The 22,045-nt window shown below is 65.1% G+C and carries 18 protein-coding genes; 16 read left to right on the top strand and 2 right to left on the bottom strand.

The window, feature by feature from the left end; translation table 11 throughout:
- Nucleotides 1-16 precede the first annotated feature (16 nt).
- From ACY8GK_RS20220 to ACY8GK_RS20170, 11 genes are all read left to right on the top strand, one after another.
- On the top strand, nucleotides 17-2,614 hold the full coding sequence (locus ACY8GK_RS20220; RefSeq protein WP_462401901.1) for a TonB-dependent receptor: 2,598 nt from the start codon (nucleotides 17-19) through the stop codon (nucleotides 2,612-2,614).
- A 214-nt stretch (nucleotides 2,615-2,828) separates the two neighbouring features.
- Complete coding sequence (locus tag ACY8GK_RS20215) at nucleotides 2,829-3,437, top strand: biliverdin-producing heme oxygenase (RefSeq protein ID WP_462401900.1); 609 nt, start codon at nucleotides 2,829-2,831, stop codon at nucleotides 3,435-3,437.
- Between the two features lie 47 nt (nucleotides 3,438-3,484).
- A complete protein-coding gene (locus ACY8GK_RS20210) occupies nucleotides 3,485-3,898 on the top strand; it encodes a YbaN family protein (RefSeq protein WP_196181105.1) in 414 nt (137 codons plus the stop codon).
- Nucleotides 3,899-3,958: 60 nt separating this feature from the next.
- Nucleotides 3,959-4,318, top strand: coding sequence for a DUF5064 family protein (locus ACY8GK_RS20205; protein WP_462401899.1), 360 nt, complete (start codon nucleotides 3,959-3,961; stop codon nucleotides 4,316-4,318).
- Nucleotides 4,319-4,394: 76 nt separating this feature from the next.
- On the top strand, nucleotides 4,395-5,903 hold the full coding sequence (locus ACY8GK_RS20200; protein ID WP_196181109.1) for a sigma-54-dependent transcriptional regulator: 1,509 nt from the start codon (nucleotides 4,395-4,397) through the stop codon (nucleotides 5,901-5,903).
- Nucleotides 5,904-6,068: 165 nt separating this feature from the next.
- Entirely contained in the window at nucleotides 6,069-7,274 is a 1,206-nt protein-coding gene (gltS, locus tag ACY8GK_RS20195) for a sodium/glutamate symporter (protein ID WP_462401898.1), read from the top strand.
- 304 nt (nucleotides 7,275-7,578) lie between these two features.
- Nucleotides 7,579-7,962: a glycine cleavage system protein GcvH gene (gcvH, locus tag ACY8GK_RS20190; protein WP_196181113.1), complete on the top strand. Its 384-nt coding sequence runs from the start codon at nucleotides 7,579-7,581 to the stop codon at nucleotides 7,960-7,962.
- Between the two features lie 11 nt (nucleotides 7,963-7,973).
- Nucleotides 7,974-10,829 (top strand): aminomethyl-transferring glycine dehydrogenase, encoded by a 2,856-nt coding sequence (gene gcvP / locus ACY8GK_RS20185; RefSeq protein ID WP_196181115.1) that lies wholly within the window; start codon nucleotides 7,974-7,976, stop codon nucleotides 10,827-10,829.
- Between the two features lie 10 nt (nucleotides 10,830-10,839).
- Nucleotides 10,840-11,961, top strand: a complete 1,122-nt coding sequence (gene gcvT / locus ACY8GK_RS20180; RefSeq protein ID WP_196181117.1) for a glycine cleavage system aminomethyltransferase GcvT — start codon at nucleotides 10,840-10,842, stop codon at nucleotides 11,959-11,961.
- Between the two features lie 338 nt (nucleotides 11,962-12,299).
- A complete protein-coding gene (locus ACY8GK_RS20175) occupies nucleotides 12,300-12,512 on the top strand; it encodes a cold-shock protein (RefSeq protein ID WP_462401897.1) in 213 nt (70 codons plus the stop codon).
- 88 nt (nucleotides 12,513-12,600) lie between these two features.
- Complete coding sequence (locus tag ACY8GK_RS20170; RefSeq protein ID WP_462401896.1) at nucleotides 12,601-13,086, top strand: RDD family protein; 486 nt, start codon at nucleotides 12,601-12,603, stop codon at nucleotides 13,084-13,086.
- Between the two features lie 55 nt (nucleotides 13,087-13,141).
- Here ACY8GK_RS20170 and lptG read toward each other — a convergent pair whose 3' ends face one another.
- Both lptG and lptF read right to left on the bottom strand, forming a co-directional pair.
- On the bottom strand, nucleotides 13,142-14,203 hold the full coding sequence (gene lptG / locus ACY8GK_RS20165) for an LPS export ABC transporter permease LptG (RefSeq protein ID WP_462401895.1): 1,062 nt from the start codon (nucleotides 14,201-14,203) through the stop codon (nucleotides 13,142-13,144).
- Nucleotides 14,196-15,311 (bottom strand): LPS export ABC transporter permease LptF, encoded by a 1,116-nt coding sequence (gene lptF / locus ACY8GK_RS20160; RefSeq protein ID WP_196181124.1) that lies wholly within the window; start codon nucleotides 15,309-15,311, stop codon nucleotides 14,196-14,198. The genes lptG and lptF overlap by 8 nt, the downstream gene beginning before the upstream one ends.
- A 289-nt stretch (nucleotides 15,312-15,600) precedes the next feature.
- Here lptF and ACY8GK_RS20155 point away from each other — a divergent pair, with 289 nt between their 5' ends.
- From ACY8GK_RS20155 to rlmF, 5 genes are all read left to right on the top strand, one after another.
- Nucleotides 15,601-17,094 carry a leucyl aminopeptidase gene (locus tag ACY8GK_RS20155; RefSeq protein ID WP_462401894.1) on the top strand — a complete coding sequence of 498 codons (1,494 nt, stop codon included), beginning with the start codon at nucleotides 15,601-15,603 and terminating at the stop codon, nucleotides 17,092-17,094.
- Between the two features lie 49 nt (nucleotides 17,095-17,143).
- Nucleotides 17,144-17,572, top strand: a complete 429-nt coding sequence (locus ACY8GK_RS20150) for a DNA polymerase III subunit chi (RefSeq protein ID WP_462401893.1) — start codon at nucleotides 17,144-17,146, stop codon at nucleotides 17,570-17,572.
- A 5-nt stretch (nucleotides 17,573-17,577) separates the two neighbouring features.
- Nucleotides 17,578-17,940: a DNA polymerase III subunit chi gene (locus ACY8GK_RS20145; protein ID WP_196181130.1), complete on the top strand. Its 363-nt coding sequence runs from the start codon at nucleotides 17,578-17,580 to the stop codon at nucleotides 17,938-17,940.
- Between the two features lie 171 nt (nucleotides 17,941-18,111).
- Nucleotides 18,112-20,958 (top strand): valine--tRNA ligase, encoded by a 2,847-nt coding sequence (locus tag ACY8GK_RS20140; protein WP_196181132.1) that lies wholly within the window; start codon nucleotides 18,112-18,114, stop codon nucleotides 20,956-20,958.
- Nucleotides 20,959-21,045: 87 nt separating this feature from the next.
- Complete coding sequence (gene rlmF, locus ACY8GK_RS20135) at nucleotides 21,046-22,002, top strand: 23S rRNA (adenine(1618)-N(6))-methyltransferase RlmF (protein WP_196181134.1); 957 nt, start codon at nucleotides 21,046-21,048, stop codon at nucleotides 22,000-22,002.
- Nucleotides 22,003-22,045: the final 43 nt, after the last annotated feature.

Raw genomic sequence — 22,045 nt, 5'->3', positions numbered from 1 at the left:
ACAGGGAGCGCTTTCGATGTCCATAGGCCACATCCACCCTTCCTCTTCCTCCCGCATGGGACGACTATCCCTGCTGACGCTCGCCCTGCTGGCCAGCGGCACTTGCAGCCTGCCAACGCTCGCCGCGGAGCCTGCCCAGGCGAGCAGCCCGCGCCTGGGCGACCACCGCTTCGCGATCGGCCAGCAGGGCCTGGTCCAGGCGCTCGATGCGTTCATTCGCGTCACCGGCTGGCAGGTAGGCTTTTCCGCGGAGCTCGCCGAAGGCGTCTCGTCGCCTGGCGTGCAGGGTGCGCTGCCGGCCGAGGTCGCCTTGCAGCGGCTGCTGCAAGGCACCGGCCTGGGCTACAGGAAGATCGGCGACGGCAACGTGGTGCTCGAGCGCCAGGCCTCGGTCGCTGCCATCGCCCTGCAACAGCTCACGGTCAGCGCCACCCGCACGGCCCAGCACATCGCGTCGGTGCCCAGCACCGTGAGCGTGCGGACACGCGAACAGCTCGACCGGCAGAACGTCAACGACATCAAGCAGCTGGTCCGTCATGAGCCGGGGGTAGCCGTCAGTGGCACCGGCCAGCGCAGCGGCCTCAATGGCTACAATATCCGCGGCATCGACGGCGAGCGCGTGCTGACCCAGATCGACGGCGTATCCATTCCCGACAGTTTCTTTTACGGCCCCTACGCCCAGACGCAACGCAACTACGTCGACCCGGAAATCGTCAAGCGTGTCGAGATTCTCCGGGGCCCGGCCTCGGTACTCTACGGCAGCAACGCCATCGGCGGCGCGGTCAGCTATTTCACCCTCGATCCGGAGGACGTCATCAAGCCTGACCAGGACACCGGCGCACGCCTGAAGGCCGGCTACAGCTCGGCCGACCAGAGCTGGCTCACCTCCGCCACCGTGGCCGCGCGCCAGGGCGATGTCGACGGCCTGCTGCACCTGAGCCAGCGCAACGGCCACGAGACCGAGTCCCATGGCAACCGGGGTGGTACCGGCCTGGCACGCAGCAAGGCCAACCCCGAGGACGTGCGCACCACCAACGTGCTAGCCAAGCTTGGCTGGGACTATGCCGAGGATGCCCGGCTGGGGCTGACCTACGAACGCTACAAGGATGACCGCGACGAGAACGTGCTCAGCGCCGTGGGCGGGCCGTTCATCAGTGGCCGACCGTTCGGCATGTACCGCAGCCGCCTGGGCAACGACACCGTGACCCGCGAACGCTTCGGCATCGACCATGACTTCGCCCTCGCCTCGCCGCTTGCCGACCGCGCCAGGTGGAGCCTGGACTACCAGGTCGCCAAGACCGACCAGTCTACCGAGGAGGTCTACGCGCCCCGCGTGCGCCAGGTCCTGCGTACTCGCCAGACCACCTACCAGAACCGTCAATGGGTGCTCGACGCCCAGCTGGACAAGGCCTTCGACATCGGTGCCACGGATCATCTGCTGACCTACGGGGCCACCTTCAAGCATGAACGCATCACCGGCTCGCGCAGTGGCACCGGCACCTGCTTGGCCGTAGGCGTGGGCTGCCCGGCGCCCGGCGCCAGCAGCGAACAGGACGGCCAGGCACGGGTCAGCGATTTTCCCGATCCGACCGTCAAGACCTACAGCCTGTTCGCCCAGAACGAGATCCGCTGGAACGACTGGACCTTCCTGCCAGGGCTGCGCTACGACCGGATCCGCCTCGAGCCGAAGATGACCGATGCCTACCTGCGTTCGCTGCAAGGCCAGGACGACGCGCCAGCCAGGGTCGACGACTCGGCCAAGACCTGGCACCGCGTCTCGCCCAAGCTGGGCGTCACCTACGCCCTCGACGAGCACCACACCTGGTACGGCCAGTATGCCGAAGGCTTCCGCACCCCGACCGCCAAGGCCTTGTACGGACGCTTCGAGAACGCCGCCGGCGACTACACGGTCGAGCCCAATTCCAGCCTGGAACCGGAAAAGAGCAAGGGCCTGGAGACTGGCCTGCGTGGCAACTTCGATGCCGGCACGTTCGGCATGGCGGTCTTCTACAACAAGTACCGCGACTTCATAAACGAAGACGCGGTCCAGTCGGCCAACCTGGGCACCACCTTCCGCGCCAACAACATCAAGCGGGCCACCATCAAGGGCATCGAGCTCGGCGGTCGCCTGAACCTGGATCGCTTCGGCGGCCTCGACGGCCTGTACGGCAGCGCTTCGCTCGCCTATGCGCATGGACGCAACGACGATACCGGGCAGCCGCTCAACAGCATCAGCCCGCTGACCAGCGTGCTCGGGCTGGGCTATGAACAGCCGGACCACGGCGCGCTGCTGAGCTGGACCTTGGTCAAACGCAAGAACCGCGTCGACGAAAGCCAGTTCCATGCGCCCGACGGCAGCAGCTCGAGCCTGCGCACGGCCGGCTACGGCACGCTGGACCTGACCGGCTTCTACCGGCTGAGCGACGGGCTCACGGTCAATGCCGGGCTCTACAACCTGACCGACAAGAAGTACCTGCAATGGGAAGATGTCCGCCGGTATGCCGCAGTCGGCAGCAACGGCCAGAGCGAAGCGGCGGTCACCCAGCCGGCCAACCTGGAGCGCCTGACCGCGCCTGGGCGCAACTTCGCCATCAACCTGGTCTGGGAGATCTGACGCCAGCAGCGCTACGCCCGAGGCGGTCTCGACAGCCTCGGGCGTAGCGCTGCCGGCCAAGTCATTCGCCGGTGCCCGCTGGGCGCCGGGAATTTTTACTGTCCGAGCCCTGTTGGTTCGTCTTGTCACTAGGGTTTGCATGAACAGCCGCCAGCAGGATCGCCGCTCGGGGACTTTCCGTGCAAACCCCAGCCCCCCATACAAGGACTTGCCCATGACCATCGACTCGCCTTCCGAGCGTACCCTGCCACGCTCGCAACGCCTGAACCAGGTCACCCATGCGCCGCACGGCGAGCTGGATGCCCTGGTCAAGGCCCATGCCCCCTTCGACAGCCGCGAGCGCTTCGCCCGCTTCGTGGTCGCCCAGTATCAGTTCCAGGCCGAGCTGCAGCCGTTGTACCAGGACCCGCGGCTGATCGCCCTGTTCCCCGATCTTCCCCAGCGCTGCCGCGCCGAACAGGCTCGGCTGGACCTTCTCGACCTGGACATGCAGGTGCCGGCAGCGCTGCCCGGCGCGCTGGTGGATCCCGGCCTGGGTGAAGCGTTGGGCTGGATCTTCGTCTCCGAAGGCTCCAAACTGGGCGCTGCGTTCCTGATCAAGCGTGCCGCGGCGCTGGGTCTGTCGGAGAGCTTCGGCGCCCGGCACCTGGGCGAACCGGCCGGCGGGCGTGCCGAAGGCTGGAAGCGCTTCACCCGCACGCTCGACAGCCTTGTCCTGGACGTCAACCAGGAGGCCGCCGCCGACCGCGGCGCGATCGCTGCCTTCGAGCGCTTCACCCGGCTGCTCAGGCAAGCGTACGCGACGCAGGCAGCGCTGGCCTGAGCCGTTTCCCGACCACCGTGGTGGTCGGGCCATTGTTATCCGAGACCATGAACCGACCTGCCCGATCGAAGCTTTCCCGCCTGCTCTATGCCATCCTGGCCTACACCAGCCTGGGGATCGGCCTGGTCGCGATCGTCGTTCCAGGCTTGCCGACCACCGAATTCATCCTGCTCGCCGCCTGGGCAGCGACCCGCAGTTCGCCCCGGCTCAGCGCCTGGCTGGAGAACCATCGCCTGTTCGGGCCCATCCTGCACAACTGGCGCAACGGCAAGGTCATCCAGCGCCGGGCGAAGGTCAGTGCTACCCTGAGCATGCTGCTGTGCGCCGGCCTGATGCTGGCACTCCTGGAACACCGCTGGCCCGTGTTCCTGGCCATCGCCGGCATGGCGCTGGGCAACGCCTGGATCTGGTCGCGGCCCGAGCGCATCGCCGCGACATCCCGGGCGCCCTCGCAAGGCTAGCGTGTCGCTCGCCACAATCGCTGCCTGCCATCTAGCGGGCCAAGTCGCTGGAGATTCATCATGGCCCTGTTCGAACCCGGTCACCTGCATCTGCAACATCATGCGCTGAACAAGGATGACCACAGCTACAACCTGAGCCTCGACTATCAGCTCGCCCAGGACCCCAAGGAAGGCCGCGGCATGCAATTCCGCCTGCACGGCACGGTCGCCGATCAAGCCGTGGACGAGTCGTTCTTCCTGCCCAGGGATCAAGCCTTCGATTTCGCCCGCCATGCCACGCGCATCGCCCAGGCGCACGGCCTGCCCAAGAGCGTCAGCATCGGCTCGGTACACCGCTACTACGACGAGATGTTCGAGGACGTGCGCGCCCAGCTCCAGATCAAGTCAGGTGAACCGGTCAAGCCCGAGCATCTGGCCTAGGCCAACGCAAGCCCCGTCCACAATCGGGCCGCATCGAGGCATACTGGCGTCCCGGCAGCCTTGATTCGTCCTTTCCATGCGCATCCATGTCAGCTTCGTCGACCGCGTCGGCATCACTCAGGAGGTCCTGGCGCTGCTTGGCGCCCGCAATCTCAATCTCGACGCGGTGGAAATGGTGCCGCCGAACGTCTACATCGATGCGCCGACCCTGAGCCCGGCAGTGCTCGAAGAGCTTCACGACGCGTTGCTGGAGGTCGAGGGCGTGCGCACGGTAGAGGTGGTCGACATCCTGCCAGGGCAACGCCGGCACCTGCAGCTCGACGCACTGCTGGCGGCGATGAGCGATCCGGTCCTGGCGGTCGATGGCATGGGCAAGGTGCTGCTGGCCAATCCCGCGTTCATCGCCCTGTGTGGCCGCGAGTCCGCTGGCCGCTCGGTGGCTGAGCTGTTCGGCGATACGAGCTTGCACCAAGCGCTGCTGGACAACCAGTTCCACCTGCCGATGCGGGAAATGCAGCTCGACGGCCGCAGCCTGTTGCTCGACGCCACTCCGATCAGCGGTGCCGGCGGGCTGCTCACGCTCTACCCACCGCACCGGATGGGCGAACGCTTGTCCGCCCTACGCCACGACCATGCCGACGGCTTCGACGCCCTGCTGGGCGACTCTCCCGCCATCCGCACGCTCAAGGCCCGTGCCCTGCGCGTGGCGGTACTCGATGCCCCCTTGCTGGTGCAGGGCGAAACCGGCACTGGCAAGGAACTGGTGGCCCGTGCCTGCCACGCCGTCAGTAGCCGGCATGCCGCGCCATTTTTGGCCTTGAACTGCGCGGCCCTGCCGGAAAGCCTGGCCGAGAGCGAACTGTTCGGCTATGCGCCAGGCGCCTTCACCGGGGCGCAGCGCGGCGGCAAGCCCGGGCTGGTCGAGCTGGCCAGCCAAGGCACGGTGTTTCTCGACGAAATTGGCGAAATGTCGCCCTATCTGCAGGCCAAGCTGCTGCGCTTTCTCAACGATGGCAGCTTTCGTCGCGTCGGTGGGGACCGCGAAATCAAGGTCGATGTGCGCATCATCAGCGCCACCCACCGTGATCTCGAGCGCATGGTCGCCGAGGGCAGCTTCCGCGAAGACCTGTTCTATCGCCTCAATGTACTGAACCTGCAGGTACCCCCGCTGCGCGAACGCGGCCACGACATTCTGTTGCTGGCGCACTTCTTCATGCAACAGGCCTGTACGCAGATCCAGCGCCCTCCTTGCCGCCTGACGACAGCCACCCACTCGGCGCTGCTGGCCAACCCTTGGCCGGGCAACGTGCGCCAGTTGCAGAACGTGCTGTTTCGCGCCGCCGCGATCTGCGAGAGCAACCTGGTGGACATCGGTGATCTGGACATCGCCGGCACCTCGATGGCGCGCGGACAGGAAGGTGAAGTGACGAGCCTGGAGCAGGCGGTAGGAGATTTCGAGCGGGCGCTGTTGCAGCGCCTGTATGCCAGCTATCCATCCACCCGGCAGTTGGCCGCACGCCTGCGGACTTCGCACACCGCCATTGCGCAGCGCCTGAGGAAATACGGCCTGCCGGGCAAGTCTTGAGCGTGTACGAGACAGCAACTTTTCAGAATATTCCTACTTAGCCAGACAGTACTTTCAGCGGTGCTCCGACATAAAATGTCGATGTCGCAACGACATGCTTTCCATTCGTCTAGCCAGCCTACGACGCTAGACGTTCGCCCATGGATACGACAAAAGAGCAACCTGATGTTTGAACTCGATTTCTACGGGACGCTGGTGGCCGCTTCCCTGGTACTCCTGCTTGGGCGGGGCCTTGTCGCACGCACCGGCTTCCTGCGTGTCTACAACATTCCGGAACCGGTCGCCGGCGGCCTGCTGGTTGCCCTGGTACTCCTGGGCCTGCGCCACTTCGATATACACGTCCAGTTCGATACTTCATTGCAGCCTCCCTTGATGCTGGCCTTCTTCGCGACCATCGGCCTGGGCGCGGACTTCGCCAGCCTGAAGAAGGGCGGCCGCATGGTCGCCGTCTTCCTGCTGGTGGTCGCGGCACTGCTGCTGGTGCAGAACGCCATGGGCATCGGTCTGGCGACGGCACTGGGGCTCGACCCGCTCATCGGTCTGCTGGCCGGCTCGATCACCCTCTCCGGTGGCCATGGAACAGGCGCGGCCTGGGGCGCGACCTTCAGCGAGAAGTTCGGCCTGGCCTCCGCATCCGAACTGGCAATGGCCTCGGCAACCTTCGGCCTGGTACTCGGTGGCCTGATCGGCGGGCCGGTTGCCCGCCTGCTGATCAAGCGGGTTCGCACGCCAGGCGTGGCGCCGGGCCTCTGTTCGTTGCCGAAAGGCTTCGAACAGCCGGATACCGAACGCCCGATCACACCGTTTTCCTTCATCGAAACACTTGCCCTGATCGCCATCAGCCTGCTGGTCGGCTCGCTGTTGAACGGCGCGTTGCAAGGTACTGCATTCGAACTGCCGACATTCGTCTGCGTGCTGTTCGTGGGTGTCGTGTTGCGCAACGGCCTTGCAGCCTTTGGGCTCTACCACGTATTCGAACGCGAAGTCTCGGTGCTGGGCAATGTCAGCCTGTCGCTGTTCCTGGCCATTGCCCTGATGTCGCTCAAGTTGTGGGACCTGGCGGCACTGGCCCTGCCCTTCTTCATCCTGCTGGCGGTGCAAACCCTGGTCATGGCACTGTTCGCGATGTCCGTCACCTTCAGGGTCATGGGCAGCAACTACGATGCGGCAGTGCTGGCCGCGGGGCACTGTGGGTTCGGCCTGGGCGCGACACCGACCGCGATCGCCAACATGCAAGCGGTGACCCAACGCTACGGGCCTTCGCAAATGGCCTTTCTGATAGTGCCGATGGTCGGCGCATTCTTCATCGACATCATCAATGTCGTCGTGATCAAGCTATACCTGGCACTGCCATTCCTTGCGGCAGGTTGAAGCCCAGGTCAAACCGGTCCTTCACAGCGGACACCGAACAAGGTGCCTTGGAATGATTTCGATACAACGTATTGAATACATTCCAGGCACACCATGGGGTAACTGGTGGGTTCAGCCAGGCTAATCCGAAAAACGCTCGACAAAAGTGGAACGATTTCATTACGGAAGATGCCATCAACCCAATCCAAATAACTTAACTTATTGATTTTTAAATAGTATTTTTTTCTGGCCGGCTTCTTGCTGAAACATCCGCACCAAGAGCGTGGATTCACCACGCCTGATGCCCTTGTTTCCGAGGATCCCCATGAGCGAGTTGCGTTTCACCGAAGATCACGAATGGCTGCGTACCGAGGCCGATGGCAGCGTCACCGTGGGCATCACCGCCTATGCCCAGAACGCCCTTGGCGATGTGGTCTACGTGCAGTTGCCGGAGTTGCAGCACTATGAAAAAGGCGCTGAAGCCGCCACCGTGGAATCCGTGAAGGCCGCCAGCGGCGTGTACATGCCTTTGGCGGGCGAAGTGGTCACCATCAACGATGCGCTTGCAGACAACCCTGAGCTGGTCAACCAAGACCCGTTGGGCGACGGCTGGTTCTTCCGCTTCGTGCCCGCCGACGCCGGTGCCATGACCGCCCTGCTCGACCAGAATGCCTACCAGCGCCTGCTCAAAGCCAACGACGACGCCTGAGGAGCCAAGCCATGACCAACAACCTCGGCACCGCCAACGAGTTTATCGCTCGTCACATCGGTCCACGCGCCGATGACGAGCAGGCCATGCTGGCCGCCCTGGGCTTCGACTCGCTGGACGCCATGACCGCCGCGGTCATTCCCGAAAGCATCAAGGACACCAGCGTGCTGGGCATGCAGGACGGCCAGAGCGAAGCCGATGCGCTCGCCGCGCTCAAGGCCATCGCAGGCAGGAACCAGCTGTTCAAGAGCTACATTGGCCAGGGCTACTACAATACCCACACCCCGGCGCCGATCTTGCGCAACCTGCTGGAAAACCCGGCCTGGTACACGGCCTACACGCCCTACCAGCCGGAAATTTCCCAAGGTCGCCTGGAGGCCCTGCTGAACTTCCAGACCCTGGTCAGCGACCTGACCGGCCTGCCGATCGCCAACGCATCGCTGCTCGACGAGGCCACCGCTGCCGCCGAGGCCATGACCTTCTGCAAACGCCTGTCGAAGAACAAGGGCAGCCAGGCCTTCTTCGCCTCCAGTCACTGTCATCCGCAGACCCTCGACGTGCTGCGCACCCGCGCCGAGCCGCTGGGTATCGAGATCGTGGTGGGCGACGAGCGCGAGCTGGGCGACGCCAGCCCGTTCTTCGGCGCCTTGCTGCAGTATCCGGCCAGCAACGGTGAAGTGTTCGATCATCGTGAGCTGGTGCAACGCCTGCACGGCGCCGGCACCCTGGTGGCGGTGGCCGCCGACCTGCTGGCCCTGACCCTGCTGACCCCACCGGGCGAATTCGGCGCCGACGTGGCCATTGGCAGCGCCCAGCGCTTTGGCGTGCCACTGGGCTTCGGTGGCCCGCATGCGGCCTATTTCGCCACCCGTGATGCTTTCAAGCGCGACATGCCGGGCCGCCTGGTAGGCGTGTCGATCGACCGTTTCGGCAAGGCTGCCCTGCGCCTGGCCATGCAGACCCGCGAACAGCATATCCGCCGCGAGAAGGCCACCAGCAACATCTGCACCGCCCAGGTGCTGCTGGCCAACATCGCCAGCATGTTCGCCGTCTACCACGGCCCGGTCGGCCTCAAGCGCATCGCCGAGCGTATCCACGGGCTGACCGCGATCCTGGCCGCTGGCCTGAAGAGCCTTGGCGTCCAGATAGTGGGCGAAACCACCTTCGACACCCTGACCCTGGCCACCGGCGGCGCGACTGCCAGCTTGCACGAGAAAGCCCGCGCCCACGGCATCAACCTGCGCCAGATCGATGCCGGCCACCTGGGCCTGTCGCTCGATGAAACCAGCACCCAGGCCGACGTGGAAGCGCTCTGGCAACTGCTCGCCGGCAGCCTGCCCGAGCCTGGCTTCGCCGTGCTCGCCGAGCGTGCCGGTTCGCTGCTGCCCGCCGCCCTGCTGCGCCAGTCATCCTTCCTCGAACACCCGGTGTTCAACCGTTACCACAGCGAAACCGAGCTGATGCGCTACCTGCGCCGCCTGGCCGACAAGGATCTGGCGCTGGACCGCAGCATGATCCCGCTGGGCTCATGCACCATGAAGCTCAATGCCGCCAGCGAGATGATTCCGGTGACCTGGGCCGAGTTCGGCAACCTGCACCCCTTCGCACCGGCCGAGCAGAGCCAGGGCTACCTGCAGATGACCAGCGAACTGGAATCCATGCTCTGCGCCGCCACCGGCTACGATGCCGTATCGCTGCAGCCCAACGCCGGCTCGCAAGGCGAATACGCCGGGCTGCTGGCCATCCGCGCCTATCATCGCAGCCGTGGCGAGGGCCATCGCGACATCTGCCTGATCCCTTCCTCGGCCCACGGCACCAACCCGGCAACCGCCCACATGGCCGGCATGCGCGTGGTGGTGACCGCCTGCGATGCCCGCGGCAATGTCGATGTCGAGGATCTGCGCGCCAAGGCCGTCGAGCATCGCGAGCGCCTGGCGGCGATCATGATCACCTATCCGTCGACCCATGGCGTGTTCGAGGAAGCGATTGGCGAAATCTGTGCGATCGTCCACGACAATGGCGGCCAGGTGTATATCGACGGCGCCAACATGAACGCCATGGTCGGCCTCTGCGCACCGGGCAAGTTCGGTGGCGACGTTTCGCACCTGAACCTGCACAAGACCTTCTGCATTCCCCATGGCGGCGGCGGGCCAGGCGTCGGCCCGATCGGCGTCAAGTCGCACCTGGCGCCGTTCCTGCCGGGCCATGCCAGGCTCCGGAACACGACCGGCGCGGTATGCGCCGCGCCGTTCGGCAGCGCCAGCATCCTGCCGATCACCTGGATGTACATCCGCATGATGGGTGGTGCCGGCCTCAAGCGTGCCTCGCAGGTGGCGATCCTCAACGCCAACTACATCGCCCGTCGCCTGGAAGGCCACTACCCGGTCCTCTATGCCGGCAGCGATGGACTGGTGGCGCATGAGTGCATCCTCGACCTGCGCCCGCTCAAGGAGAGCAGCGGCATCACCGTGGACGACGTGGCCAAGCGCCTGATCGACTTCGGCTTCCATGCCCCGACCATGTCATTCCCGGTCGCCGGCACGCTGATGATCGAGCCGACCGAAAGCGAATCTCGACAGGAACTGGATCGCTTCTGCGAGGCGATGATCCAGATCCGCGAAGAAATCCGCGCGGTCGAAAACGGCAGTCTGGACAAGAACGACAATCCGCTGAGAAACGCACCGCACACCGCGGCCGAGTTGGTGGGTGAATGGTCCCATGGCTACAGCCGCGAACAAGCCGTCTATCCGCTGCCAGGGCTGCTGGAAGACAAGTACTGGCCGCCGGTCGGCCGGGTCGACAACGTGTTCGGCGACCGCAACCTGGTCTGCGCCTGCCCGCCCATGGAGAGCTATCAGGATGCCTGAGGAATCGACGATGACCGAGACGCTGCTCAAGACGCCACTGCATGCGCTGCACCTGGAATGCGGCGCCCGCATGGTTCCCTTCGCCGGCTACGACATGCCCGTGCAGTACCCGCTGGGCGTGCTCAAGGAGCATCTGCACACGCGTGAACAGGCTGGCCTGTTCGATGTTTCGCACATGGGCCAGATCCTGCTGCGCGGTGCCGATGTCGCCAACGCCCTGGAAACCCTGGTGACGGCCGACATCGTCGACCTTGCCGTGGGCATGCAGCGTTATGCGCTGTTCACCGATGCGCAAGGCGGCATCCTCGATGACCTGATGGTCGCCAAGCTGTCCGAGGATACGCTGTTGCTGGTGGTCAACGCCGCATGCAAGCACCAGGACCTGGCTCATCTGCGCAGCCACTTGCCGCAATCCTGCCAGGTGCAGCCGCTGTTCGAAGAGCGTGCCCTGCTGGCCCTGCAAGGTCCGGCCGCAGCCAGCGTGCTCACGCGCCTTGCGCCTGAAGTGGCCGAAATGACCTTCATGCAGTACCGTGCGATCACCCTGCTCGATCAACCGTGCCACGTCAGCCGCTCCGGCTATACCGGCGAGGACGGCTACGAGATCTCGGTTCCGGCCGCTGCCGCCCAGGCCCTGGCTCGCCGGCTGCTGGACGAACCGGAGGTCCGTCTGATCGGGCTCGGCGCCCGCGATTCGCTTCGGCTCGAAGCCGGGCTATGTCTGTACGGCCACGACATGGATGCCCAGACCAGCCCGGTGGAAGCGAACCTGGCCTGGGCCATCTCCAAGGCGCGCCGACCCGAGGGAAGCCGCGCCGGCGGCTTCCCAGGCGCTGAACGCATCTTTGCGCAACAACGCCAGGGCGTTTCACGCCTGCGTGTCGGCTTGCTCCCCCAGGAGCGCGTGCCCGTGCGCGAAGGCGCGATGATCGTCGATGAGCACGGCCGTGAAGTCGGGAAGGTCAGCAGCGGCGGGTTCGGCCCCACGCTCGGAGGTCCGTTGGCGATGGGGTATGTGCAGATCGAACGGTCAGTGAAGGATACCCAGCTGTTCGCACTGGTACGAACCAGGCAGATACCGCTCAAAGTGGCCGGCACACCGTTCGTGGCCCCTCGTTACCATCGCGGCTGAAGCACTCGCAAGCTAACCGCCGAGATTCGTTTTCGAACCTTGGATATAACTTTTGAACATGGCGCCAGGCCAGGCGCCATGCCGTTTCCGACAATTTTGTCGGTTATTGGAAAATCCCGATTCACTGCGTCGTGCAGGGCTTGTTTTTGTCGCGGCAGTTGGCGTAGAGTCGCTTCACTGTGTTTGCATGGGTCGCAACAGTTCGTGACCTGGGCCAGTAGCCGCAATCTGCTACAACCCGTTCGACGTCTCTTACTTTCCTGCAACCCAGCCCAGTACCCTTTCACTTGTCGGTGGAAGAACTGTCATCAAATTCAAGCTTCATAGGAAATAAGACAATGGCTGAACGTCAGAACGGTACCGTCAAGTGGTTCAATGACGAGAAAGGTTACGGTTTCATCACCCCAGAAAGCGGTCCGGATCTGTTCGTGCACTTCCGCGCCATCGAAGGCAACGGCTTCAAGAGCCTGAAAGAAGGCCAGAAAGTTTCCTTCGAGGCCGTCCAAGGCCAGAAAGGCATGCAGGCCGACAAGGTCCAGGTCATCGACTAAGCGATTACCGGATTCGAAAAGCCCCTGCCACGTGCAGGGGCTTTTTTTTGTCTCTAGAATCCTGCTTCCATCTTCCGGAGCCATCGCGATGCCCAAGCCCCTGCTTGCCCCTCAAGGAGACTTCCCACCGGCTGGCCTGGGCAGGCGCCTGGCCGCGATGTTCTACGACCTGCTGCTGTGCACGGCATTGCTGATCGTGACGGCTGGCGTGTACAAACTGATCCAGATGGCGATCATCGGCCAGGCTCGCCTGCGCGAACTGACCGAGGCAGGCGCGCTGGACGGCGATCCGCTGTTGTCCAGCCTGCTGCTGTTCGTCCTGTTCGGTTTCTTCGCCAAGTTCTGGACCCATGGCGGCCAGACGCTCGGCATGCAGGTCTGGGGAGTACGGGTGCAGAACGCCGATGGCAGCCCCATCAGCCTGTGGCAGGCCCTGCTGCGCTTCGCCGTGTCGATCGCCTCCTGGCTATGCCTGGGGCTGGGCTTTCTCTGGGCGCTACATGATCGCCGCAAGCGCACCTGGCACGATATCTACTCCGAGACGCAGCTGGTGCGGATTCCCAAGCGCGGGTGAGCTCCAGGCCAAGCCGCAAGCAGATCACGCTCAGCTTGCGGCTTGCGATCAGCAGCTAGCCGGCCCGACGGAGCAGCCAGACCCCGGCCAATGCGCAGATGCCCGCGGGGATGACCACCGCCAGCAGCGGCGGGAAGCCGAACACCTGACTGGAGGGGCCCAGCAGGTCCTGGGCGATGCGGAACACGAAGCCCACCAGCACGCCGGTGAATACCCGCTGGCCCAGGGTGACCGAACGCAACGGGCCGAAGATGAAGGAAATGGCCATCAGCACCAGGGCAGCGGTGACGGCCGGCTGGAGGATCTTGGTCCAGAACGCCAGCCAGTAACGGGCATTGTTCAGCCCCTGGTCGGCCAGGTAATGGATGTAGTCCCACAAGCCGGTGATCGACAGCGATTCCGGCGCCAGGATGACGGTGTTGAGCAACTGCGGTGTGAGCGAAACGTTCCAGCGCTCTTCGTTGGCCTTCACCACTTCGGTGCGGTCACCACGGAAGTGAGTCGTGCTGACATCGTTGAGCATCCAGTGGTCGTCCAGGTACTGGGCACGCTGGGCGAAACTCGAGGAAAGCATGCGCCGCTGGTCGTCGAAGCGGTAGCGGGTCACGCCCAGCAGCAGCCCGTTGGGCTGTACCGAGTTGATATGCACGAATTCGTCACCCTGCCGGTGCCACATGCCGCGCTTGGAGCTCTGCGCCTGGCCACCGGCCTGGCTCAGCGAGCGTTGGGCCTGGGCGCTGTTCTCGGTCACCGGGGCCACGTATTCGCCGATCAGCAGGCCGGCCAGCATCAGCACCAGCATGGGCTTCATGACCGCCCAGACGATGCGCCCGATCGACACCCCGGCGGCACGCATGATGGTCAGCTCGCTACTGCTGGCCAGGCTGCCCAGGCCGATCAGGCAGCCGATCAGGGCCGCCATCGGCAGCATCTCGTAAAGACGCCGTGGCGCCGTCAACAGCACGAACCAGCCTGCATCCAGCACCGTGTAGGTGTCGCTCAGGTCCCCCATCTCATCGATGAAGGCGAACAGCGAGGCAAGGCCCAGGATGATGCCCAGCACGGCCAGGATGGCCAGCAGCACGCTCATGCCGATATAGCGATCCAGCTTAGCCATGGGCCACCTCCGCACGCCGCGCCGCGCGCTTGAGCTTCAGCGGTTCCCAGTACAGCAGCGCCAGGCCGATCAGCAGGAACAGCCCGTGCACCCACCACATGCCCAGACCAATGGGCAGCTTGCCCTTTTCCAGGGCGCCGCGTACGGAGATCAGCATCGTCAGGTAGGCCATGTAGAGAAGGATCGCCGGCAACAGCTTGAGGAAACGTCCCTGGCGCGGGTTGACCCGGGCCAGCGGCACCGCCAGCAAGGTCACGACGAACACCAGCACCGGCAACGACAGCCGCCATTGCAGCTCGGCGCGCTCGCGCAGGCCCTCGTGGCCGAACAGCTGTGAAGTGGGGATGGCCTCGCGCTCGGTCACCTCTTCGCTGACCTCGGGCTTGGGCAACAGCACGCCATAGGTGTCGTACTTGATCGCCCGGTAGTCCGCCTGCCCTGGGTTGCCGTCATAGCGGTAGCCGTTCTCCAGGATCAGGTAGCGGTTGCCATCGGCCTGCAGTTCCTGGTGGCCTTTCTCGGCGACCAGCACCGACGGCCCGCGCTCCCTGGTCTGGCCCTGGTTCAGGCGTTTTTCCGAAATGAATACGCCAGCCAGGTTGGCGCGATCGTCGGAAAGCTCCTCGGTGTAGGTCACCCGGGTGCCGTCGCGCAGGGTCTGGAAGCGCCCCGGCACCAGGGTGTCGAATTCGGTCAGCGCGTCCTGCTGGCTGATGATCTGCTGGACCTGCGCCACGCCCACCGGCGCCAGGCTCAGGCTCAGCCAGGCCACCACCAGCGCCACCAGCGCAGCCGGCGCCATGGTCAAGGCCAGCAGGCGCTGCTGGCTCATGCCGGTGGCCGACAGCACGGTCATCTCGCTCTCCAGGTACAACCGGCCATAGGCCAAAAGGATGCCGAGGAACAGCCCAAGGGGCAGGATCAGTTGCAGGAAGCCCGGCAGACGGAAGCCCATGATCAGGAACAGCACGCCGGGATCGAGGGCACCCTGGGCCGCCTGGGCCAGGTACTTGATGAAGCGCCCGCTCATGATGATCACCAGCAGCACGGCGCTGACGGCGCTCAAGGTCACCAGGACCTCGCGGGAAAGATAACGGAAGACGATCAAACCAGACACTCCTGGGTTGTCAGGGACGAACAGCCGGACAATGGGTACAGACAGCGAGCACCAAGGCCGGTTCGCCAGCCGCGAGCCGCCTCGTGAAGTGCGCGCATTATCCTGTGATTGGCCGCGCCTGTCACTTGGCCAGGCGCAAGCCCGCACGATGGGGTTGTCAGCGCGGCGGCGACAGGCTCAAACTGGCAGCTTTTCGACTGGCCCGCATCCACGCGGCCAGGTCCGCACAGAGCGCCTGCGAAAGACAGCGCCCACTGATCGATCATTCGGGGATCCTGACATGGAACTGGTTGTAAAAAGCGTAGCTGCAGCATCGGTGAAGACCGCCACCCTGGTTCTGGCCATCGGCGAGGACCGCAGGCTCGGCGCCAGCGCCCAGGCCGTGGACCAGGCCAGCGACGGCGCGCTCGGCGCGCTGCTCAAGCGCGGCGACCTGGCCGGCAAGGTCGGCCAGACCTTGCTGCTGCACAGCCTGCCAGGCGTCAAGGCCGAACGCGTGCTGCTGGTCGGCTGCGGCAAGGATGAAAGCCTGGGCGACCGTGCCTGGCGCAAGCTGGTCGGTGCCGTTGGCAACGTGCTCAAGAGCCTCGGCGGCAACGACGCCGTGCTGGCGCTGGACGACATCGCGGTCAGCGCGCGCGACGCACAGTACGACAAGTACCGGCTGCTCGCCGAGACCCTGCTCGACGGCGAATACGTGTTCGATCGCTTCAAGTCCAGCAAGGCCGAGCCGCGTGCCCTGAAGAAGATCACCCTGCTCACCGGCAAGGCTGGCCAGGCCGAGACCGAACGCGCCGTGCGCCATGCCAGCGCCATCGCCAGCGGCATGGCGCTGACCCGCGACCTGGGCAACCTGCCACCGAACCTGTGCCATCCAAGTTTCCTGGCCGACCAGGCCAGGGACATGGGCAAGACCCACAAGAACCTCAAGGTCGAAGTGCTCGACGAGAAGAAGATCAAGGACCTGGGCATGGGCGCGTTCCATGCGGTCGGCCAGGGCAGCGAGCAGCCGCCGCGGCTGATCGTGCTCAACTACCAGGGTGGCAGGAAAGCCGAGAAGCCGTTCGTGCTGGTCGGCAAGGGCATCACCTTCGACACCGGCGGCATCAGCCTCAAGCCTGGCGCCGGCATGGACGAGATGAAGTTCGACATGTGCGGTGCCGCCAGCGTGTTCGGCACCCTGCGCGCGGTGCTGGAGCTGCAGTTGCCGATCAACCTGGTCTGCCTGCTGGCTTGCGCCGAGAACATGCCGAGCGGCGGCGCCACCCGCCCGGGCGACATCGTCACCACCATGAGCGGGCAGACCGTGGAGATCCTCAACACCGACGCCGAAGGCCGCCTGGTACTCTGCGACACGCTGACCTATGCCGAGCGCTTCAAGCCGCAGGCAGTCATCGACATCGCCACCCTCACCGGCGCCTGCATCGTGGCGCTGGGCAGCCAGACCTCGGGCCTGATGGGCAATGACGACGAACTGGTCGGGCAGTTGCTCGACGCCGGCAAGCGTGCCGACGACCGCGCCTGGCAGTTGCCCCTGTTCGATGAGTACCAGGAGCAGCTGGACAGCCCCTTCGCCGACATCGCCAACATCGGCGGCCCCAAGGCCGGCACCATCACCGCCGGCTGCTTCCTCTCGCGCTTCGCCAAGGCCTATCGCTGGGCGCACCTGGACATCGCCGGGACTGCCTGGATCAGCGGCGGCAAGGACAAGGGCGCCACGGGCCGACCGGTGCCGCTGCTGACCCAGTACCTGCTCGACCGCGCCGGGGCCTGAAGCCTCGGCGCTGGCGTCGCTCCGGCGTCGCCGGCCAGGCGAGCGGACCATGAGCAAAGTCGACTTCTATATCCTGCCCACCGACGCTGCCTCGGCGCGCCTGGATTTCGCCTGCAAGCTCTGCGAAAAGGCCTGGCGGCTCGGTCACCAGGTCTACCTGCATTGCGAGGATGCCGCCCAGCGACAGATGCTGGACGAGCGGCTGTGGCGCTTCAAGGGCGAGGCCTTCGTACCGCACGACCTGGCCGAGGCCGAGCCGCAGGCAATGGTCGTGCTCGGCATCGGCGAGGCTGCCGGCCCGCATCGCGACCTGCTGATCAACCTGGGCCAAGCCGTACCGGTCTTCGTCGGCCAGTTCGAGCGCGTCGCGGAAATCGTCGTCGAGGAGCCGTCCATCCGCCAGGCCGCCCGCGAACGATTCCGTTTCTACCGGGAACAGGGCTATGCTCTGCAAGACCACCGCTTACAGCGACTCTGAGAACGATGGACAAGTCTTCCAACCTGACCCAATCCGCCCACCTGCTCGATGACCTCGAGTCGATCCGCCAGCTGTTGGGTGACAATGACCTGCAGCCTCCGCTGCTGACCGAGACGGTGGAGCCGCCCAAGCCCCCTGACGAAACCGCCGAGCCGCCCCCTCAAGCCCGACCGAGCGCCGCCGCGCCAACGGCCGATACGCCACAGGCCCGTCGCCAGGATACGCTGCTGCACCTGGAAGCGGAGTTGCGCGCCGCCGCCCAGCTGATCATGCAGGACGTGATCAACGACTTCACCCCGCATATCGAGACCGAGATCAGGCGCCGCCTGGACGCACGCATGGAACGCCTGCTCAAGCGAGCCGAATGAGGCCCTGCCGGACCGCCGGCAACCCTGGCCCGCGCCCGCTTGCGCAGGTGCTCGCTGCGCAGCTGGACGCTTGCGGCCCGCGGCTCTCGCTTTGCGGCTGGTCGCCTGAACCTCCCGCCTCCGTTATACTTCCCGGCTTTCCCGAATAAATGCCATAGGGTCCCGCCGCGCATGGATAAGACCTACCAGCCGCACGCCATCGAAACTTCCTGGTACCAGACCTGGGAGTCCGAGAACTATTTCGCCCCGCAAGGTGCAGGCGAGTCGTACACCATCATGATCCCGCCGCCGAACGTCACCGGCAGCCTGCACATGGGACACGGCTTCAACAACGCGATCATGGATGCCTTGATCCGCTTCCGCCGCATGCAAGGCCGCAACACGCTGTGGCAGCCCGGTACCGACCACGCGGGCATCGCCACGCAGATGCTGGTGGAACGCCAGCTCGAGGCCAAGGGCCAGAATCGCCATGACCTCGGCCGCGACCAGTTCCTCGAAAAGGTCTGGGAGTGGAAAGCCCAGTCCGGCGGCAACATCAGCCGGCAGATCCGCCGCCTCGGCTCGTCGGTGGACTGGAGCCGGGAACGCTTCACCATGGACGATGGCCTGTCCGAGGCGGTCAAGGAAGCCTTCGTTCGCCTGCACGAGGACGGCCTGATCTACCGCGGCAAACGCCTGGTCAACTGGGACACCAAGCTGCATACCGCGATCTCCGACCTCGAGGTGGAGAACCACGACGAGAAAGGCCACCTGTGGAACCTGCGCTACCCGCTGGCCGATGGCGCCACCACGGCCGACGGCAAGGACCACCTGGTCGTCGCCACGACCCGTCCGGAAACCCTGCTGGGCGATGTCGCCGTCGCGGTCAACCCGAACGACCAACGCTACCAGGCACTGATCGGCAAGTTCGTCGAGCTGCCGCTGGTTGGCCGGCGCATCCCGATCGTCGCCGACGACTACTGCGACCCCGAGTTCGGTACCGGCTGCGTGAAGATCACCCCGGCGCACGACTTCAACGACTACGAAGTCGGCAAGCGCCACGCCCTGCCCCTGCTGAACATCTTCGACAAGAACGCCGCGGTGCTGGCCAGCGCCCAGGCCTTCAACCTCGACGGCACCCTCAACGACGCCATCGACACCCGCCTGCCGGCCCAGTATGCCGGCCTCGACCGCTTCGTCGCGCGCAAGCAGATGGTTGCCGACCTGGACGCCGCCGGCCTGCTGGTCAGCGTCGACGACCACGCCCTGAAGGTGCCCAAGGGCGATCGTTCCGGCACCATCATCGAACCATGGCTGACCGACCAGTGGTACGTCTCGACCAAGCCGCTGGCCGAGCCTGCCATCGCTGCCGTGGAAGATGGACGCATCCAGTTCGTGCCCAAGCAGTACGAGAACATGTACTTCTCCTGGATGCGTGACATCCAGGACTGGTGCATCAGCCGCCAGCTCTGGTGGGGCCACCGCATCCCGGCCTGGTACGACGAAACCGGCCAGGTCTATGTCGGCCGCAGCGAAGAGCAAGTGCGCGCCAGGCACAAGCTCGGCGCCGAAGTGGTCCTGCGCCAGGACGACGACGTGCTCGACACCTGGTTCAGCTCCGGTCTGTGGACCTTCTCGACCCTGGGCTGGCCCGAGCAGACCGAATTCCTCAAGACGTTCCATTCCACCGACGTGCTGGTCACCGGCTTCGACATCATCTTCTTCTGGGTGGCGCGCATGATCATGCTGACCATGCACCTGGTGAAGAACGAGGATGGTACCCCGCAGGTGCCGTTCAAGACCGTCTATGTCCACGGCCTGGTGCGCGACGGCCAGGGCCAGAAGATGTCCAAGTCCAAGGGCAACGTGCTCGACCCGCTGGACATCGTCGACGGCATCACCCTCGACGCGCTGCTGGAGAAGCGTACCAGCGGCATGATGCAGCCCAAGCTCGCCGAGAAGATCGCCAAGCAGACCAAGGCCGAGTTCCCCGAAGGTATCGCCAGCTACGGCACCGACGCGCTGCGCTTCACCTTCTGCTCGCTGGCCTCGACCGGTCGCGACATCAAGTTCGACATGGGCCGGGTCGAAGGCTACCGCAACTTCTGCAACAAGATCTGGAACGCCGCGCGCTACGTGCTGGACAAGGGCGAGGACTGCGGCCAGAACGGCGAACCTGTCGAACTGTCGCTGGCCGACCGCTGGATCATCTCGCAACTGCAGCGCACAGAGGCCGAAGTCACCCGTCAGCTCGAGCAGTTCCGCTTCGACCTGGCCAGCCAGGCGCTCTACGAGTTCATCTGGAACCAGTACTGCGACTGGTACCTGGAGCTGTCCAAGCCCGTGCTGTGGGACGAGCAGGCGCCAGTGGAACGTGCCCGTGGCACCCGTCGCACCCTGGTGCGCGTGCTGGAAGTCGCGTTGCGCCTGGCGCATCCATTCATGCCGTTCATCACCGAGGAAATCTGGCAGCGCATCGCTCCGCTGGCCGGCGTCCAGGGCAGGACCATCATGCTGCAACCTTGGCCGCAGGCCAACGAAGCGCGCATCGATAGCGCCGCCGAAGGCGACATCGAATGGCTCAAGGAACTGATGGTCGGCCTGCGCAACATTCGCGCCGAGATGAACATCGGCCCTGGCAAGCCGCTGCCGCTGTTCCTCAAGAACGCCAACGCCGACGACCAGCGTCGCCTGCAGGAAAACCAGGCCCTGCTCAAGAAGCTGGCCAAGGTGGAGTCGTTCACCGTGCTCGGCGAGCAGGACGAAGCGCCGCTGTCGGCCACCGCCCTGGTCGGTGAGCTGCAGGTGCTGGTACCGATGGCCGGCCTGATCGACAAGGATGCCGAGCTGGCGCGCCTGAACAAGGAGATCCAGCGCCTGCAGGGCGAGGTGCAACGCGTGGGCGGCAAGCTGTCCAATGCAGCCTTCGTCGACAAGGCACCGCCTGCGGTGATCGAGAAAGAACGCGCCAAGCTGGCCGAAGCGGAACAGGCCCTGGCCAACTTCACCGAGCAGCACGCGCGCATCGCTGCGCTGTAGCCGCGCACGCGACGCCACCGCGGGGCAAGCCCGCTTCCACGAGCGTGGGGGCGGGCTTGCCCCGCGATGCTTTCAGGATTTAGAACCATGAGCCACAAGCCAAGCTTGCACCCGCGCAACCGCCATCAAGGCCGCTACGACTTTCCCAGGCTGATCGAGGCGCATCCCGACCTGGCCCGCTTCACCCTCATCAACCCGCATGGCAAGCCCAGCATCGACTTTGCCAACCCCGAAGCGGTACGGGTGTTCAACCGTGCCCTGCTCAAGGCGCAGTACGGTATCGAGCACTGGGACATCCCGGCAGACTACCTGTGCCCGCCGATTCCGGGCCGGGCCGACTATATCCATGTGCTGGCGGACCTGCTGGCCGAGGACAATGCCGGCCAGATTCCACGTGGTGCCGGGATCCGCGCCCTGGACATCGGCGTCGGGGCCAACTGCGTCTACCCGCTGCTGGGGCATGCCGACTACCGCTGGCGCTTCCTCGGCTCGGACATCGACCCGGTGGCGCTCGCCTCGGCCAAGACCATCATCGAGGCCAACGGCCTGGGCAAGGTCATCGACCTGCGTCGGCAGACCCAGCGCCAGCACATACTCGAGGGGCTGTTACGCGCCGACGAATGTTTCGATCTCACCCTGTGCAATCCGCCTTTCCACGCGTCGCGCGAGCAAGCCACCCGTGGCAGCCAGCGCAAGTGGAAGAACCTGGGCAAGCAAGACCCCACGCGCAGGCTGCCGGTGCTGAACTTCGGTGGGCAGAACAACGAACTGTGGTGCGAGGGCGGCGAAATCCGCTTCGTCAGCCAGCTGGTCGCGGAAAGTGCGCGGTACGCGCGGCAGGTGCTCTGGTTCACCAGCCTGGTGTCCAAGGCCAGCAACCTGCCCGGCATCGAGGCCGCCTTGCGCAAGGCCGGTGCGCGGGAGCAGCGGATCGTCGAGATGGGACAGGGGCAGAAGCAGAGCCGCCTGGTTGCCTGGAGCTACCATGACCAGGCCGGACGGCAGGCCTGGCAGGCCCGTCGCGCGGGCAAGCGACAGGCATGAAAAAACCGCGCTCGGGCCAGCCGGACGCGGTTCGCTACGGCAT

This window comes from Pseudomonas sp. Marseille-QA0332, from assembly GCF_054950175.1.
This window is presented reverse-complemented; position numbering and strand designations above follow the sequence as displayed.

Bases quoted from the DNA above. Each gene is read 5' to 3' on its own strand.
- rlmF (WP_196181134.1), top strand. From the start codon at position 21,046: ATGAGCCACAAGCCAAGCTTGCACCCGCGCAACCGCCATCAAGGCCGC.
- gcvP (WP_196181115.1), top strand. From the start codon at position 7,974: ATGACCAACAACCTCGGCACCGCCAACGAGTTTATCGCTCGTCACATC.
- ACY8GK_RS20200 (WP_196181109.1), top strand. From the start codon at position 4,395: ATGCGCATCCATGTCAGCTTCGTCGACCGCGTCGGCATCACTCAGGAG.
- ACY8GK_RS20205 (WP_462401899.1), top strand. From the start codon at position 3,959: ATGGCCCTGTTCGAACCCGGTCACCTGCATCTGCAACATCATGCGCTG.
- ACY8GK_RS20215 (WP_462401900.1), top strand. From the start codon at position 2,829: ATGACCATCGACTCGCCTTCCGAGCGTACCCTGCCACGCTCGCAACGC.
- ACY8GK_RS20150 (WP_462401893.1), top strand. From the start codon at position 17,144: ATGAGCAAAGTCGACTTCTATATCCTGCCCACCGACGCTGCCTCGGCG.
- gltS (WP_462401898.1), top strand. From the start codon at position 6,069: ATGTTTGAACTCGATTTCTACGGGACGCTGGTGGCCGCTTCCCTGGTA.
- ACY8GK_RS20220 (WP_462401901.1), top strand. From the start codon at position 17: ATGTCCATAGGCCACATCCACCCTTCCTCTTCCTCCCGCATGGGACGA.
- ACY8GK_RS20175 (WP_462401897.1), top strand. From the start codon at position 12,300: ATGGCTGAACGTCAGAACGGTACCGTCAAGTGGTTCAATGACGAGAAA.
- gcvT (WP_196181117.1), top strand. From the start codon at position 10,840: ATGACCGAGACGCTGCTCAAGACGCCACTGCATGCGCTGCACCTGGAA.
- gcvH (WP_196181113.1), top strand. From the start codon at position 7,579: ATGAGCGAGTTGCGTTTCACCGAAGATCACGAATGGCTGCGTACCGAG.
- ACY8GK_RS20140 (WP_196181132.1), top strand. From the start codon at position 18,112: ATGGATAAGACCTACCAGCCGCACGCCATCGAAACTTCCTGGTACCAG.
- ACY8GK_RS20210 (WP_196181105.1), top strand. From the start codon at position 3,485: ATGAACCGACCTGCCCGATCGAAGCTTTCCCGCCTGCTCTATGCCATC.
- ACY8GK_RS20155 (WP_462401894.1), top strand. From the start codon at position 15,601: ATGGAACTGGTTGTAAAAAGCGTAGCTGCAGCATCGGTGAAGACCGCC.
- ACY8GK_RS20145 (WP_196181130.1), top strand. From the start codon at position 17,578: ATGGACAAGTCTTCCAACCTGACCCAATCCGCCCACCTGCTCGATGAC.
- ACY8GK_RS20170 (WP_462401896.1), top strand. From the start codon at position 12,601: ATGCCCAAGCCCCTGCTTGCCCCTCAAGGAGACTTCCCACCGGCTGGC.
- lptG (WP_462401895.1), bottom strand. From the start codon at position 14,203: ATGGCTAAGCTGGATCGCTATATCGGCATGAGCGTGCTGCTGGCCATC.